Origin of the sequence: Sediminicoccus sp. KRV36 (assembly GCF_023243115.1) — a bacterium.
Lineage (GTDB): Bacteria > Pseudomonadota > Alphaproteobacteria > Acetobacterales > Acetobacteraceae > Roseococcus.
Window position 1 is genome coordinate 3,712,733 of record NZ_CP085081.1, and the last position, 15,442, is coordinate 3,728,174.

Genomic DNA, 15,442 nt, shown 5'->3' on the forward strand with positions numbered 1-15,442 from the left:
TCATGTCCAGCGCCGAAGCCCTGCCAACGCCCCTGCCCCCGCCCCTGCCCGCGGCCGCGCTGTTCAGCGATCCTGGGCGCTTCTTCAACCGGGAGCTGTCCTGGCTCGACTTCAACACCCGCGTGCTGGAGGAGGCCGCCAATCCGCAGCATCCGCTGCTGGAACGCCTGCGCTTCGTCGCCATCTCCGGCTCCAACCTCGATGAATTCTATTCGGTGCGCGTCGCCGGCCTGATCGGCCAGGAGCGCGAGGGCGTGCAGACCCTGACACCCGATGGGCTGTCCCCGACGCAGCAGCTCGCCGCCATCCAGACGCGCGGGCTGACGCTGATCGAGGGCCAGCAGGAGGCCTGGCGCACCCTGCGGCATCTGCTGCGCCCGGCCGGCTTCGCCGTGCTCGATGCCGATGAATTGCAGGCGGCCGATATCGCCTGGCTGGAGCTGTTCTTCCAGGAACGCATCTTCCCGCTGATGACGCCGCTCGCGGTGGACCCGGCGCATCCGTTTCCCTTCATCTCCAACCTCGCCTTCTGCATGGTGCTGAAGCTGGTGCGCGAGGAGGATGGCGGCACGATGCGGGCGCTGATCAACCTGCCGCCCCAGCTGGATCGCTTCATCCGCCTGCCCCCCGGCGCCCCCTCGGGCGGTGAACCCGGCATCCGCTTCTGCCTGCTGGAAGACGCGGTGGCGCTGAACCTGCACCACCTCTTCCCCGGCTTCATCCCGGCCGAGCGCGGCCTGTTCCGCCTGATCCGCGACACCGATGTGGAATTCGAGGAAGAGGCCGAGGATCTGGTGCGCAGCTACGAGACGGCGCTGAAGCGCCGCCGGCGGGGGCGCGCCATTCGCCTCGCCGTGGATGCGCGCATGCCCTCCGACATGATCGATTTCGTCGCCGAGGAACTGGATGCCGACCGCAGCGCGGTGTTTCCCGTGGATGGGCTGCTGGGCGTCGCGGACCTCAAGGGGCTGATCGTGGATGACCGGCCGGATCTGCTGTTCACGCCATATACGCCGCGGTTTCCGGAACGAATCCTGGATTTCGGCGGCGATTGCTTCGCGGCCATCCGCGCCAAGGACATCGTGGTCCATCACCCCTATGAGAGCTTCGACGTGGTGGTGCAGTTCCTGCGCCAGGCCGCGCGCGACCCCAATGTGGTCGGCATCAAGCAGACGCTCTACCGCACCAGCCGTGACAGCCCGATTGCCCGCGCATTGATCGAAGCGGCCGAGGCGGGCAAATCCGTCACCGCCATGGTGGAGCTGAAGGCGCGCTTCGATGAGGAGCGCAACATCTCCATCGCGCGGGAGCTGGAAGCGGCCGGCGTGCAGGTCGTCTATGGCTTCGTCGAGCTCAAGACCCACGCCAAGATCAGCCTGGTGATCCGGCGCGAGGGCGCCAATCTGCGCAGCTACGCGCATTTCGGCACGGGCAATTACCACCCGATCACCGCCCGCATCTACACCGACCTCAGCTTCTTCACGGCCGATCCGATGCTGACGCGCGATGCCTCCAAGCTGTTCAACTACATGACCGGCTATGCCCGGCCCGAGGCGATGGAGCGGCTGGCCTTCGCGCCACTGACCATCCGCCCCTCCCTCCTGGGGCTGATCGAGCAGGAAACCGCCTTCGCCAATGCCGGCAAGCCCGGCGGCATCTGGCTGAAGATGAACAGCCTGGTGGACCGGGACCTGATTGATGCGCTGTATCGCGCGAGCCAGGCCGGCGTGCGCGTGGAATGCGTGGTGCGCGGCATCTGCTGCCTGCGCCCGGGCGTGCCGGGCCTGTCCGAGAATATCCGGGTGAAAAGCATCGTCGGCCGCTTCCTGGAGCACAGCCGCATCTACTGCTTCGGCAATGGCCACCGGCTGCCCTCGCGCCGCGCCCGCGTCTTCATCTCCAGCGCCGACTGGATGGCGCGCAACATGGATTGGCGCGTGGAAACCATGGTGCCGGTCGAGAATGCGACGGTGCATGCCCAGGTGCTGGACCAGATCATGGTGGTCAATCTGCGCGATGCGGCGCAAAGCTGGGATCTGGAGCCGGATGGCTCCTGGCGGCGCCGCACGCCCGACCCGCGGCAATTCTCGGCGCATGAGTATTTCATGACCAACCCTTCTCTCTCCGGCCGGGGCAGCGCGTTGAATGCGCCGCCACCGCGCCCCTCCGGCCGCCGCCCCAAGGCCGACAGGTTGCATCAGGATTAAGTGATGGCGTCAGCGCCCCAGCACCCGCCGCGTTTCGGCGTGGTGGATCTCGGCTCCAATTCGGTTCGGCTCGTGGTCTATCAGGGCCTGCTCCGCAATCCGCATGTGATCTTCAACGAAAAGGCCGTGCTCGGCCTGGGCCGAGGGCTGCACGCCACCGGCCTGCTGAACGAGGAAGCGGCCGCCCAGACGCTGACCGTGCTGGGCCGCTACCACGCGTTGGCGCGCGGCATGGGGGCTGATCCGGTGGAGGTGCTGGCGACGGCCGCCGTGCGCGATGCCAGCAATGGGGCCGCCTTCATGGCGGGCCTGGCCGTTGTCATGCCCGGGGCGCGCATCACCGTGCTCTCGGGCGATGAGGAGGCGCGGTTTTCCGCCGAGGGGCTGCTGCTGGGCGTGCCCATGGCCGATGGGGTGCTGGGCGATCTGGGTGGCGGTTCGCTGGAATTGGTGCGGCTGGTGCAGGGCCGCATCATGGACACGGTCTCCCTGCCCATCGGCACCATCCGCCTCGCCGAACGCGCCGAGGGCGATGTGGCGCGCGCGCGCAGCATCGCGGAAGCCGAATTCAAGCGCGTGCCCTGGCTGGGGGCGACGGCGGTGCGGGACCTGTTCCTGGTGGGCGGCACCTTCCGCGCCCTGGCGCGCATCCATATCGCGCAGACCGGCTATCCGCTCTCGATCGTGCATCACTACGCCATCCGGCGCGAGGAAGCGCGGGACCTGGCGGGTGTGGTGATGAACGCGCCGCGCAAATCGCTGGAGCGCATGCCCGCCGCACCCACCAAGCGCGTGGGGGATCTGCCCTTTGCCGCCGTGGTAATGCGCCGCCTGCTGCGCGCCTCGGGCGCAGCGCGCGTGGTCTTTTCGGCCAATGGGCTGCGGGAGGGCTGGTATGGCCGGCGGCTGCATGCGGCGGAGCGCCTGCGCGACCCGCTGCTGGCCGCCGCGCAGGAGATCGGCCTGCGCTTTGGCCGTGATGCGGGCCTGCCGCCCGCCCTGATCCGCTGGACCGAACCGCTGGTCGAGGATGGCGATGCCGAGCCCGCGCTGCGCACCGCCGCCTGCTGGATCAGCGACAGCGGCGCCGAGGACCACCCCGAATATCGCGCCGAACAGGCGTTTTTCCGGCTGCTGCGCCTGCATGGCGTGGGGCTGGACCACCATGCCCGTGCCTTCCTCGCCCTGGTGGCCGCCCTGCGTTACGAGGCCGACCCCACCGCCGCCTACCTGGCGCCGGCGCGGCTGCTGCTTTCGGCGGCATCCGTCCGGCGGGCGGAAATCCTGGGGGCGGCGCTGCGACTCGCCTTCACGCTTTCGGGCGGCGTGCCGGGCCTGCTGGACGCCACCCTGCTGGAGCGCCGCGGCCGGCGGCTCACGCTGAGGCTGCACCAGGGTGCCGGCGTCTTTGCCGGGGAGAGCGTGTTGCGGCGGCTGGAATCCCTCTCGGTGACGCTGGGGCTTGATCCGGCGCTGGAAGTGGATTGAGCGTTTTCGCGGCAACTTGCGAAATTTCTTTGCTGCCGCCATGCAGCTCAGTGCCTGGCGCGCATATTTAGGGCAATTTCGTCCGTCAGGCCCGGCCAAAATCTGATTTCCTCCGGTTTGTCATTCGGAGGAATGGGATGTTGCGTCGGATCGAGGCCTTGCCTGGCGATTTCGCCTTCGACCCTGCGCGCTGCGCCCTCATCATCATCGACATGCAGCGGGATTTTCTGGAGCCGGGCGGCTTCGGCGCGGCTTTGGGCAATGACGTCACCCAGTTGCATCGCGCCATCGGGCCTTGCGCCGCACTCCTGGCCGCCGCCCGCGCGGCTGGCCTGCTGGTCATCCACACGCGTGAGGGCCATCGGCCCGATCTGAGCGATTGCCCGCCCGCCAAGCTCACCCGCAGCCCGCCCGGGATGCGCATCGGCGATGCGGGGCCGATGGGCCGCATCCTGATCCGCGGCGAGGCGGGCCACGACATCATTCCCGAACTGGCCCCCGCCCTGGGCGAGGTGGTGCTGGACAAGCCCGGCAAGGGCGCCTTCTGGGCAACGGATCTGGAAAACATCCTGCGCAACCGCGGCATCGAAGCCCTGCTGGTGGCCGGCGTCACCACCGAGGTCTGCGTCAGCACCACCGTGCGCGAGGCGAATGACCGCGGCTTTCGCTGCGCCGTCATCAGCGATGCCTGCGCCTCCTATTTTCCCGAGTTTCACGCGGCAGCACTCGCCATGATCCACGCCCAGGGCGGGATCTTCGGCTGGGTCGCGCCCGCCGCCGCCGCCATCACCGCCTTGCAGGAGACCACGCCATGAGCATGACGCGCACGCAGCTTTGGACGCCGGGGGACTGGAACGCCCTGTTCGGATTCGGCACCAATATCCTGGTGAATCTGCTGGTGCTGACGGGGCTGCTGCGCTTCGTCGTCGGCATGCCGGATGCGATCGTCTTTGGCCGCATCCTGCCCGCTGCGGGCCTCATGATGTTCCTCTCCACCGGCTACTACGCCTGGCTCGGCTGGAAGCTCATGCAGGAAACGGGGCGCAGCGATGTCTGCGCCCTGCCCTCCGGCATTTCCGTGCCGCATATGTTCGTCGTCTGCCTGGTCATCATGCTGCCCATCGCGCAGATGACGGGTGACCCGATCAAGGGCTGGGAAGCGGGCCTCACCTGGGTTTTCGTGCAAAGCTTCGTGCTGATCTTCGGCGCCTATGCGGCACCCTGGATCCGCCGCATCACGCCGCGCGCGGCACTTCTGGGCACGCTGGCCGGCGTGTCGGTCACCTTCATCGCGATGCGGCCGGCGCTGGAGATGTTCATGACGCCCATCCTGGGGCTGATCTGCTTCGCCGTGATCCTGGTCGCCTGGTTCGGCGGGTTTCGCTATCCGCGCAATATCCCGGCGGGGCTGGTCGCCATTGCCTTCGGGCTCATCATCGCCTGGGGGAGTGCGGCCATCGGGCTCGGTGTCGGTGGCGTGGGGCTGACGGCACTCGGCGCCTCCTTCAGCCAGCTCGGCTTCCATATCCCGCTGCCTGCCTTCGACCATGTGTTCAGCGGCTTCCAGTTCATCGGCATCATCCTGGTCACGGCCATCCCCTTCGGCATCTACGATCTGGTGGAAGCGCTGGACAATGTGGAAAGTGCCGAGGCCGCGGGCGACCACTACCCCACGACGCGCGTGCTGACGGCCGATGGCGTGGTCAGCCTGATCGGCTGCTGCATGGGCAACCCCTTCATCAACGCCGTTTATATCGGCCACCCCGGCTGGAAATCCATGGGCGGGCGCATCGGCTATTCGGCGGCGACGGGTGTGGCCGTGCTGATCTTCACCTGGCTCGGCATCGCCTCCGTGCTGCTGGCGCTGGTGCCGGTCGTCGCGATCGCGCCCATCCTGCTCTACATCGGCATGCTGATCGGCGCACAGGCCTTCCAGGAGACGCCGAAGGGCCATGCCCCCGCCGTGGTGCTGGCGCTGACGCCGCATCTGGCCGCCTGGGCCAAGACGCTGATCGACGGCGCGCTGGGGGCGGCCGGCACCAATGCGGCCGCCGTCGGCATGGACAAGCTGATCGGCATGGGCGTGCTCTATCCGGGCCTGGCCGTGATGGGCGAGGGCGCGATCCTGGGCGGTCTGATCCTGGGCGCCATCGCCGTCTTCATCATCGAGCGCGACTATGTGAAGGCCTCGGCCTTCGCGGCGGCGGGGGCGGTGATGACCTTCTTCGGCCTGATGCACGGGCCGGCGGTGGGCTTCGCCGTCACACCCGGGCTTGCCTTCGCCTATCTGATGGTGGCCACTTTCCTGATGGCCTGCGCGCGGCAGGAGGGGACGGCACCGGCCTGGGTGAATGCGGGGCTGGCCCGTGCCACGGCGCGGGTGAAGACCTTGCGCGCTAAGGCCGGAACACCGCCAGCAGCACCGTCAGCGTGATCAGCGAGAGGAAGGTGGACACCAGCACCGAGGCACCCGACGCCTCGGTGCCGACGGCATAGCGCCGCGCCAGCAGGAAGGCATTGGCGCCGGTGGGCAAGGCTGCCGTCACCGTCGCCACCGCGATTTCGAACTCGGAGAGGCCCATCAGCGAGGTGATGGCCCAGACCAGCGCCGGCAGCGCCAGCAGCTTCAGCAGGACGGTCAGCCCGGTCTGCTTCCAGGCGGCGCGGGCATCAAAGCCATGCAGGCTGCCGCCCAGGCAGAACAGCGCCACGGGCGGGGCCGCCGCCCCCAGCAATTCCAGCGTCCGCCGCGCCGCACCCGGCACCGGCCATGCGAGGCTGCTCCAGAGCATGGCGAGGATCACCGCCATCACCACCGGATTGCGCGCCACCCCGGCCAGCGTGGTGCGCAGCAGCCGCAGGGGCGCGGCGCGCTGGTTCTGGCCGATTTCCGCCACCACCGTCGCCGCCCCCAGCAACACCATGGAATGCAGGGCGAGGATGGTGAGCAAAATCGACAGCCCTGGCGCGCCGAAGGCGGCCACGATCAGCGGAATGCCCATCATCACCGTGTTGCCGTAGCTGACATCCAGCGCCAGCATGCCGCCCGCCGCGAGGCCCATCCCGGCCCGCCTCGCACCCCAGAGCACCACCGCATAGAGCAGGCCCGCGCCGAGGAAGAAGGCCAGCGCCGCCGAACCGCCGCCCTGGTGCCCCGCCGTGCCGCTGGCGAATAACAGCGCCGGTGCCGCCAGCGAAAAGGCAAAGCCATTCAGGCCGCGAAAACCCGCCGCATCCACAAAGCCCCGCACCGCCGCCAGATACCCCGCGGCGATGATGGCAAAGATCGGCGCCACCACCTCCAGCAGGACGAGAAACGCCTCCTTCACGCGTCGCCAAGCAGGGTTGCGGCGAAGCCTGGCAGCCAGGGCTGCCGGCTGCGATGGGTGCGCGCCGCGTGCAGGATGGCGCGGACGGCCGCCACCGTCGCCGCGAAATCCTCATTCACCAGCACATGGTCGAACTCATCCCAATGGGCGAGCTCGGTGCGGGCGGCGCTCATGCGGCGGGCGATCTCCGCCTCGCTATCCTGGTTGCGGCCGCGCAGGCGGCGCTCCAGCTCCTCGATCGAGGGCGGCAGCAGGAAGATGCCCACGACATCCTTCGGCATTTTGGCGCGCAACTGGCGGTGGCCTTGCCATTCAATATCGAACAGCACATCGCGCCCGGCACTGAGTGCTGCTTCCACCGCCGCGCGCGGCGTGCCGTAGGAACGGCCGAGGAAGCTCGCATGCTCCAGCAATTCATCGGCCGCCACCATGGCCGCGAATTGCTCCGGCGTGCGGAAGAAATAATGCACGCCCTCGGCCTCGCCGGGCCGGGGGGCGCGGGTGGTGGCGCTGATGGAGAGGGAGAGTTCCGGCTCGGTCTTGAGCAGCTCGCGAGAGACGCTGGTCTTGCCGCCGCCCGGCGCGGAGGCGAGCACCAGGCACACCCCGCGGCGCGTGGGGTCGCCATCCGGCCGATTCACGCTCCGCTCCGCTCCGCGATCGGACGCGTTGCCGCCCGGCCGATTCACACTCCGCTCCGCTCCGCGATCGGACGCGTTGCCGCCCGGCCGATTCACGCTCCGCTCCGCTCCGCGATCGGATGCGTTGCCGCCCGGCCGATTCACGCTCCGCTCCGCTCCGCGATCGGATGCGTTGCCGCCCGGCCGATTCACGCTCCGCTCCGCTCCGCGATCGGACGGGTCACTCGACATTTGCCGCCTGCTCCCGCAGCCGCTCGATGGCGGCCTTCAATTCCAGGCCGATCCGCGTCAGCGCCACGCTGGCGGATTTGCTGCACAGCGTATTCGCCTCGCGCACGAATTCCTGCACGAGGAAATCGAGCTTGCGGCCAGCGCCCTCGCCCTCCGTCACCAGGGCGCGGGCGGCAGCGAGATGCGCGCCCAGCCGGTCCAGCTCCTCGCGCACATCGGATTTGGCGGCGAGCAGCGCCACCTCCTGCGCCAGGCGCTCCTCTGGGAAGCGCGTGCGCCCGGCCTCGCCGAGCAGGGCATTCAGGCTGTCCATCAGCTTCACGCGCTGGGCTTCGGGCTGCGTCGCCGCCTCGGTCGCGGCCGCCGCGCAGAGGGCGGCGATCTCGTCCAGCAAGGCGGTCAGGATGGTGGCCAGCCGCGCGCCCTCAGCGGCACGCGCATCCCACAGCGCAGAGAGTGCGCGCTGGAAGCTTGCCAGCAGAACGGCGCGGCGCGCCTCCTCCTCGGCTTCGGTGGGCTCCGCCTGCTCGGCACGGAAGATGCCCGGCAGGCCCAGCAAGGCTTCGGCGCGGGGCGGTTCGGCGCCGATGCGCGTGGCAAGCGCCTGGGCCAATTCCACCATGCGATCCAGCGCGGCCATGTCGGGGCTGAGGGGTGCGCGGCCCTCCTGCTTCAAGGTCAGGCCGATCTGCACATTGCCGCGCTTGAAGCGCTTCGCGGCCGCCTCGCGCGCCGGCGCTTCCAGCGCGTCGAGGCCGGGCGGCAGGCGGAAGCGCAATTCCAGCCCGCGCCCGTTCACCGATTTCATCTCCCAGGCGAAGGCGGTGCCATCCCCCAGGGTGCCGGACTCCCGCGCGAAGCCCGTCATGCTGCAAAGCCGCTGTGTCATGGGGCCTTGTCCCGCGCCGGGGGCGGCCTGTCCAGGGCGAAGGGGACTGCCCCTCATCCCTCCTCGGCAGGGGAAAACTGCGCGGTGCCCGCTATCCGTTCGGAGGTGTCGGAACGTGGGGTTCATGCAAAGGAAGCTGGGGCAGGTGGAGTTGGAGCACCCCGGCTTCTCCGCTGGTCCCCGGGTGCTGCGCTGGTCATCTCTAGGTGGACCATGAGGCGCGCTGCACCAACTTGCTGATCCCCGCACCCCTGGCGGGGAGCAGACGCAGGAGAGGATTTCCGGGGCAATGCCCACGCGGCTCCCTGACGCCAGCTAGAGCGGCGTCCGTTCAAACGGAAGCGTATGGACGGATAAAGATGCTCGAAAACAGGGGGCTAGAGTTTGTGAAGTGAGCCCTTGCGAACGGAACAAGCTCTAAGCGCGCCCCTTCGGCAATGGCGTTGGGCGGAGGCGCAATCTGCATCGCCAAGTCCCGCTCTGATAGACTGGCGCTGCATGCCCCCAGCTGCCGGTCGTGAAGCTCCAGCGGATGGGACGGCTGGGCACCGCACTTGATGGAGCTCCGCCTGTCGGCTTGGCTGCCTTTCGGGCCCAGAGGGGGCGACTACACATTCGTGGCCCGCCGGTCAGGGCAACGGTGTCCGCTTCCGCAGCGGAAGCACGCAAAGACCGTCCAGCCGCCCCATTCTTCCGCTGCGCCCGCAAATCAACCAGAAGCGGAGGCTGGGCGAGATCTGCGCGACTGAGCGCCGTATTCGGATATCGTCGCGCCTATGGACTCGGCCATTGTGGTGCAGAAAGCCCAGCAGATCTTCACCCGATGGCTGTACTGATCAAGCTACGACGTGATAGCTCGCGAGCTTCTCGCCGGCGCCCGCCAGGCGGGGTTGGGGTTAGATCTCTCGCATGCCGGGTTAGCTCACGCTGCCCGACCCACAATAGAGAAGACATTCTTTGGTGGCTTATGATTTCTCTAGAGCCATTATATTAAACATGAATCTGCTGAGTATTTTAAAATCGGCTTCAAATCACAGCACACTCATCTATATATATAAATATTTTATACGTACTTAGAATATATCTTCACAATAAAGACCTAAAAAATAAAAAATATATTTAAAAAATTTCTATTATATAATGATTTGTGATACACGCAACACTATTAGAGCCATATAATTTTTTAGGTTATTTGAATTTTTATTAATTGATTTTATCTACAGCCTATATATCTCAGATATATATACCGAGACACCGCCTGTCTACTTCTCTTTCGTTTCCTTGTTTCTTAATATTAAATTTCTTATCTTGAAGTTGTTTCATTTTTAGATGTATTTTCAACCGAGCAAGCTTGTCGAAATTCGCGATATTTTCGTTAGCAATAGACGTGCCATCCGGTAGATGCCTCTTGGCCAGCCGGGCTTTTGAGCGTACATTTGCACTGGTCTGTTTGGGCACGGAAAGTTTTTGAGCTAATTTTGGGTCGTTGCAACCGCAAAAATGGATCAATCAGAGATTTAGCAGCCTGAAGTATGCCGTTCGTAGAAAGTATAAGCTTTAGACACACTTTAGTATTTCCAGCGTAAATACGGAAATTTTTATCCAAACTCCCCTTTTTTGCTAGCGCATTCCCCGGAGCGAGGTTTTATTATGCTTTTTGACGGTCAGTCCGATAAGAAGAGCATGGTAGCAAGCCAGGCGATCCTACCGCCTTCCCCTGAGCTGATTTTTGGCTTTCACGATGCGGATGGCTGGATGTCGCGCTATGCGTGCTTCAGATGCAGGCCTGGATGCACACTCAAAGCCAAGCTACTGCACCCCTGCGAGGATTTTGGTACATCCAATACATTATACATAACGATAAATAATAAGCTTTTTACTAAAACATTTGTTTTGGCGAACGAGTGGACAGATTTAGAAGTCAGGCTGCCCAGTAATGAACGAAATGAGGCGCTGTTAATTCATCTGCACAGCGAAATATTCCGCGCTGAAGATCCGCCTGGTGTTCGGCTGTTAGGTTTAGTGGTATCCGATTTGAGGCTTGAGGCAGAAGGCGCAGCATGACTAATTGGAAAAATGGTATTGGATACCAAGTTCCTCGAGGCGTATTAGCCGCTGTAACTCGCCTTACTGAATCGGGATTATTATTCCCTTCCGCACTAGCGCCATCATGGCTGGACAGGAAGATCTATCCAGAAGAGATTTTACATCGTTATGCGTCGCTAGATGCCGACGATGCGATAAAAATTGCGCCATTTTTTGATGCAGACCATTATCGCCAGCAGGCTGGCAGCATGCTGGCGCCTGATCAAAATGCTTTGCTGCATTTTCTCCAGATTGGGCTGATGCATTTACTGTCACCACATCCGCTGATCGAGCCAAGTTGGATGGTAAAGCAACGCCCGGCGCTCTTCGCAGACGGGATCGATGCACGCACCTTCGCAGAGGTCATGTGTCGCGACGTGTGCGATGTCTCGCCGATGTTACACCATGTTTGGTATCGCTTTAAACACGACGTACAGCAAGACATCCCGGTACTTGTTCATTACTTATCTGAAGGACTGGCACAAAATCTTCCCCCAAACCCATTCGTGAATCCGGCGCAGTACGCTGCGCGGTATGCGGACGCACCCCGGTCCGGCTTTAAGCTCGTTCAGCATATCATGACAGTCGGCGACGCTGAGGGTCGCACTCCAGGCGAGGGCTTCGATCCCGAATGGTACGGGAAGCGATATCTTGGCTCTGGCGTAACGTCCGGGACGCTCAATTTCTTCTTGAGGCATGGAATTTCACATGGGCACTCCCCGCGTGAAGTCCGATCGGACGGCGCAACTCCGGAAGTTCGTGCCTATCCAACGGCCGATGTGCTCCGCACCGAGGATGGAATCGCGATGCAACAGCGCGCCACGCGGCTGCGTGCCGCGATCTATCGACGGCAGCGCCGCAGGCTGGAGGCTTTCGTCGAGCGATCAGTCCTGCCCGTCAGCATCACCGATCACGCGGCCGCCATATCTGACTTGTCGTTTGCCTGTAGCAATCCGATCATTGATATCATTATACCAGTCCATAACGAATTCGAGCTCACGGTTGAGTGCTTGCTTGCCCTGCAGCGCGCGAAGGGGATCATTCCTGTTCGCATTATCCTTGCAGATGATTGCTCAACGGATCCGCGAATTGAACTGCTTAGATCAGTACCTGGCCTATTATATTTATCAAATCCCATCAATTTACACTTTCTTCGAAGCTGTAACGCCGCATTTCAGTTCGTCACTGCGCCCTACCTTCTGCTGCTGAATAATGACACGCAACTACTGCCGGGTTGCTTGCAGGCTTTGCTCAAGGCGATACAGGAGGATCCGCTCGCCGGGGCTGCGGCTCCGATGATGCTGTATCCGAATGGCCGCCTCCAGGAAGCTGGATGCACCATTCGTCGCAATGGCGAGACAACAATGATTGGCCTGGGCGACGACCCGAAGCGTGCCGGCTATTGCATTGCACGCCAGGTCGATTACGGCTCGGCGGCCTGCCTGCTCGTGCGGGTGGAGGCTTTGGGTGGGCAACTCTTTGATGAGCGCTACGTCCCGGCCTATTGTGAAGATGTCGATCTATGCTTGCGCCTGGCAACAGCGGGCTGGAAGACGCTGTATATGCCGTCTGCGCGCGTGGTGCATCATCTCAGTGTCAGCACGTCTAAGGCGTCGCAACGCCGCAGAGTGCAGCTTGCTTATCGGAATCAGCAAAAACTGAATGCGAAATGGGGCGAACGGCTGGCAACCATGAGCCATGTACGCGTGCTCGCATTCTATCTGCCACAGTTTCATCCTATTGCTCCCAACGACATCTGGTGGGGAAAAGGATTCACAGAGTGGACTAATGTTTCGCGCGCCTTGCCCAGTTTCCATGGCCACTACCAACCACATCTTCCTGCCGATCTTGGTTACTACGATTTACGGCTGACCGAGGTCATGGGGGAACAGCAAGCCTTGGCACGCCGCTATGGCATAGAAGGATTTGTTGTTTACTATTACAATTTTGGTGCTACGCGCGTCTTGGAGCAGCCGATGGAGGCGCTCTTGCGGCGTCCGGATGTCGACTTTCGCTTCGCATTATGCTGGGCGAACGAGAATTGGACCAAGCACTGGGATGGCGGCACACGCGAGATGTTGCTCGAGCAAAGCTACGATGACGCCACCCTCGATAGCGTGATCGCAGACATGGTGCGCTTTGCGCGGGATCCGCGCGCCATTCAGGTCGACGGCAAGCCGCTCGTCATGGTCTACCGCCCCCTTTTGCTACCGGATGCCCCCGAATTCGCCCTTCGTTTGCGACGGCAGTTTGCCGATGCGGGCTTCCCGGGGGTTCATTTGGCGTATGTTGAGAGCATGGAAGCACTCGAAAAGCAGGTGGCGCCGGCTGACCTTGGGTTTGACGCCTGTATCGAGTTCCCTCCCCAAGGAATCGCTGTTCCATATCAACGCCCCGTGTCGGTCAGCAAGCGTGACTGGAGCGGACGCGTCTTTGATTACGCCGCCACCGTGGAGAACGCGACCGATCGTGAGGCCGTTGCGTATGCGCGCTATCCCTCTGTTTTCCCGTCCTGGGACAACACCGCACGCCAGCCCTTGGCTGGCACCATACTTCACGACGCCGAGCCTGAGCTTTTTGGTGTCTACGTCGAGGCAAAGATTGAACAAGCCCTCGAGCAATTCACCGGCGATCAGCGGCTTCTGTTCGTCAACGCCTGGAATGAGTGGGCGGAGGGAGCGCATCTCGAGCCTGACCGCGCCTTTGGGCATCGTTGGCTCACGGCCTTGAGGGGCGCGATGATTGCCAAAGGGGTCGCGTGATGAATTCGGGCGCCACGCCGGCCGTCACCTTTATCGGGCATCCTTTCGCGCCCATCGGCAAGGGCGAGGAGTTGCGCTCCTGCATCAGGGCACTGAGAAGCATGGGCGAGCCGGTCAGTTGCTTCGACATCTATCGCTATGCAGAGCGCCAGGATCCCGACCACCTGGCTGAAATCCTGCCGATCGAAACGAAAAATCTCGATGCGCCGGTACGTATCTTTCATATCAATGGTGATGAGGTGGAAGCCTCACTCCAGCGCTTGGAGGATTTGGGTCTCGACTTTGCTGCGGGCCATAACGCCATAGTACCAGCCTGGGAATTGCCGGTTTTTCCTGCCGTCTGGGTTGATGCATTACGGCGTTTCGATAGCGTGCTTGCAATATCGCGTTTCGCGCAACAAGGGCTGGCGGCGTCAGGTATTAATGCGCGACATATCGGTCAGTCGATTGAGGTGACGTCGCGTCCCTTTCTGTCGCGGCGATATTTTGGAATTCGCGAGTCGGCCTTGGTGTTTGTGGCCTTCGCTGATGTGAGTTCTTTTCTTTCGCGTAAAAACCCTGCCGCGGTGGTCGAGGTCTTCCGGCGGCTGATCGCCGCGCGCCCCTTCGCCGATGTGCAGCTTGTGCTCAAGGTGAAGAACGCCGCCGAAGAGGCCGCCGCGGATGAATTGGACGCCGGCTTGCCACCCGGCAGCTGCGTCAGGATTACGCGGCTCCTCTCGTCGCACGAGCAACACAGCCTGCTGGCGAGTGCCGATTGCGTTGTCTCTTTGCATCGCGCTGAGGGGTTTGGCCGCGGCACAGGTGAAGCGATGGCGCTGGGGAAGGTCGCGCTGGCAACCGGTTGGTCAGGTAATCTGGACTATATGACAAACACCAACTCTTTACTCGTTCGGCACAGGATGGTTCCTCTTCAGGCTGGCGACTACGTTCAGTGGGAGGGACAGGAGTGGGCAGAACCAGATCTTGATCATGCCCTCGATCAGGCTTTACGATTAGTAGATGATCCGAAACAATTCGCTTATTTTTCACGACGGGGTCGAGATGAGGCTTTATTAGAGAGCGGAAATCGTGCCGTTGGTCTCAGGTTATTGGAATGGCTGCGTGAGGTAGAGAGTAAATCGTGATTCAAGCACTCGATTTACGTCATGGGTTTGACTTATTTTTTCCATAAATTTGATATGCTACTTCCATATATCGAGAAGAGAAATCTTCCGTATGTCTGAAATTTGACTGTCCGATCAGAGCAGTTTCATGTACGGCTTGGCTTTGGTTTGATTTGTGGCGCGAGCCGCGATTTCAAATAGGTTTTTCGTTCACGAGATGGGGATTTGAAATGAACACTCCGACCTGCAGAAAAATTCTTGAAGCCATGCATGTAAACCCCACAATATTTGCTATGGCCGACGAAAGTCCTGTAGAAATCTCAGTCCTCGCACTAAAAGTACTATTTCGTCATATTGCGCTTCTGAATTACGGTACCGACGAAGAATACATTGCCTGCAACGAAGATGTAGGCCAGGCGTTCGAGCGCGGAGACGTAACGGACGTACGAGCACATTTTATTGAAGTAGGATTTTTCGAGGGCCGCAAAGCGCGGAACGTGGATGTCGATGAGAATTGGTATCTGAACGAGTATCCTGATGTAAAAATGGCGATTAGCAGCGGGGCGATCGAATCAGCAGAGAGTCATTTTAATCAGCGGGGCGAGATCGAGTGGCGCGCGCCAGACGCGAATTCTGAGATTTCCTACTCCATGATTGGCCGCCTGACAGTCGGGGCATCGTAAACCGCGAAGTGTTGTCGGATA

General features: G+C 62.5%; 11 protein-coding genes. 8 read left to right on the forward strand and 3 right to left on the reverse strand.

Annotated features, from left to right (window positions below; genetic code table 11):
- Nucleotides 1–2: 2 nt before the first annotated feature.
- The 4 genes from LHU95_RS17560 to LHU95_RS17575 all read left to right on the forward strand — a co-directional run bounded on the left by LHU95_RS17560 (nt 3) and on the right by LHU95_RS17575 (nt 6,129).
- Complete coding sequence (locus LHU95_RS17560; RefSeq protein ID WP_248708250.1) at nt 3–2,207, forward strand: RNA degradosome polyphosphate kinase; 2,205 nt, start codon at nt 3–5, stop codon at nt 2,205–2,207.
- A 3-nt stretch (nt 2,208–2,210) separates the two neighbouring features.
- Entirely contained in the window at nt 2,211–3,695 is a 1,485-nt protein-coding gene (locus LHU95_RS17565; RefSeq protein WP_248708251.1) for a Ppx/GppA family phosphatase, read from the forward strand.
- 137 nt (nt 3,696–3,832) lie between these two features.
- A complete protein-coding gene (locus LHU95_RS17570; protein WP_248708252.1) occupies nt 3,833–4,510 on the forward strand; it encodes an isochorismatase family cysteine hydrolase in 678 nt (225 codons plus the stop codon).
- Complete coding sequence (locus LHU95_RS17575; RefSeq protein WP_248708253.1) at nt 4,507–6,129, forward strand: hypothetical protein; 1,623 nt, start codon at nt 4,507–4,509, stop codon at nt 6,127–6,129. Before LHU95_RS17570 ends, LHU95_RS17575 begins: the two co-directional genes overlap by 4 nt.
- On the opposite strand, the gene LHU95_RS17580 is transcribed toward LHU95_RS17575, so the two are convergent.
- The 3 genes from LHU95_RS17580 to LHU95_RS17590 all read right to left on the reverse strand — a co-directional run bounded on the left by LHU95_RS17580 (nt 6,092) and on the right by LHU95_RS17590 (nt 8,785).
- A complete protein-coding gene (locus tag LHU95_RS17580) occupies nt 6,092–7,024 on the reverse strand; it encodes an AEC family transporter (protein WP_248708254.1) in 933 nt (310 codons plus the stop codon). The two genes, LHU95_RS17575 and LHU95_RS17580, sit on opposite strands and share 38 nt — an antisense overlap.
- Nucleotides 7,021–7,665 (reverse strand): guanylate kinase, encoded by a 645-nt coding sequence (gene gmk, locus LHU95_RS17585; protein WP_248708255.1) that lies wholly within the window; start codon nt 7,663–7,665, stop codon nt 7,021–7,023. Before gmk ends, LHU95_RS17580 begins: the two co-directional genes overlap by 4 nt.
- Nucleotides 7,666–7,885: 220 nt before the next feature.
- Nucleotides 7,886–8,785 (reverse strand): YicC/YloC family endoribonuclease, encoded by a 900-nt coding sequence (locus LHU95_RS17590; protein WP_248708256.1) that lies wholly within the window; start codon nt 8,783–8,785, stop codon nt 7,886–7,888.
- Nucleotides 8,786–10,468: 1,683 nt separating this feature from the next.
- On the opposite strand from LHU95_RS17590, the gene LHU95_RS17595 reads away from it, so the two are divergent.
- The 4 genes from LHU95_RS17595 (at nt 10,469) to LHU95_RS17610 (ending at nt 15,421) form a co-directional block, all read left to right on the forward strand.
- Nucleotides 10,469–10,849: a hypothetical protein gene (locus tag LHU95_RS17595; protein ID WP_248708257.1), complete on the forward strand. Its 381-nt coding sequence runs from the start codon at nt 10,469–10,471 to the stop codon at nt 10,847–10,849.
- Nucleotides 10,846–13,632: a glycoside hydrolase family 99-like domain-containing protein gene (locus LHU95_RS17600; RefSeq protein WP_248708258.1), complete on the forward strand. Its 2,787-nt coding sequence runs from the start codon at nt 10,846–10,848 to the stop codon at nt 13,630–13,632. The genes LHU95_RS17595 and LHU95_RS17600 overlap by 4 nt, the downstream gene beginning before the upstream one ends.
- Complete coding sequence (locus LHU95_RS17605) at nt 13,632–14,759, forward strand: glycosyltransferase (protein ID WP_248708259.1); 1,128 nt, start codon at nt 13,632–13,634, stop codon at nt 14,757–14,759. Before LHU95_RS17600 ends, LHU95_RS17605 begins: the two co-directional genes overlap by 1 nt.
- Before the next feature lie 209 nt (nt 14,760–14,968).
- The gene (locus LHU95_RS17610; RefSeq protein WP_248708260.1) at nt 14,969–15,421 is read left to right on the forward strand and encodes a hypothetical protein; all 453 of its coding nucleotides are present in this window, start codon (nt 14,969–14,971) and stop codon (nt 15,419–15,421) included.
- Nucleotides 15,422–15,442 lie beyond the last annotated feature (21 nt).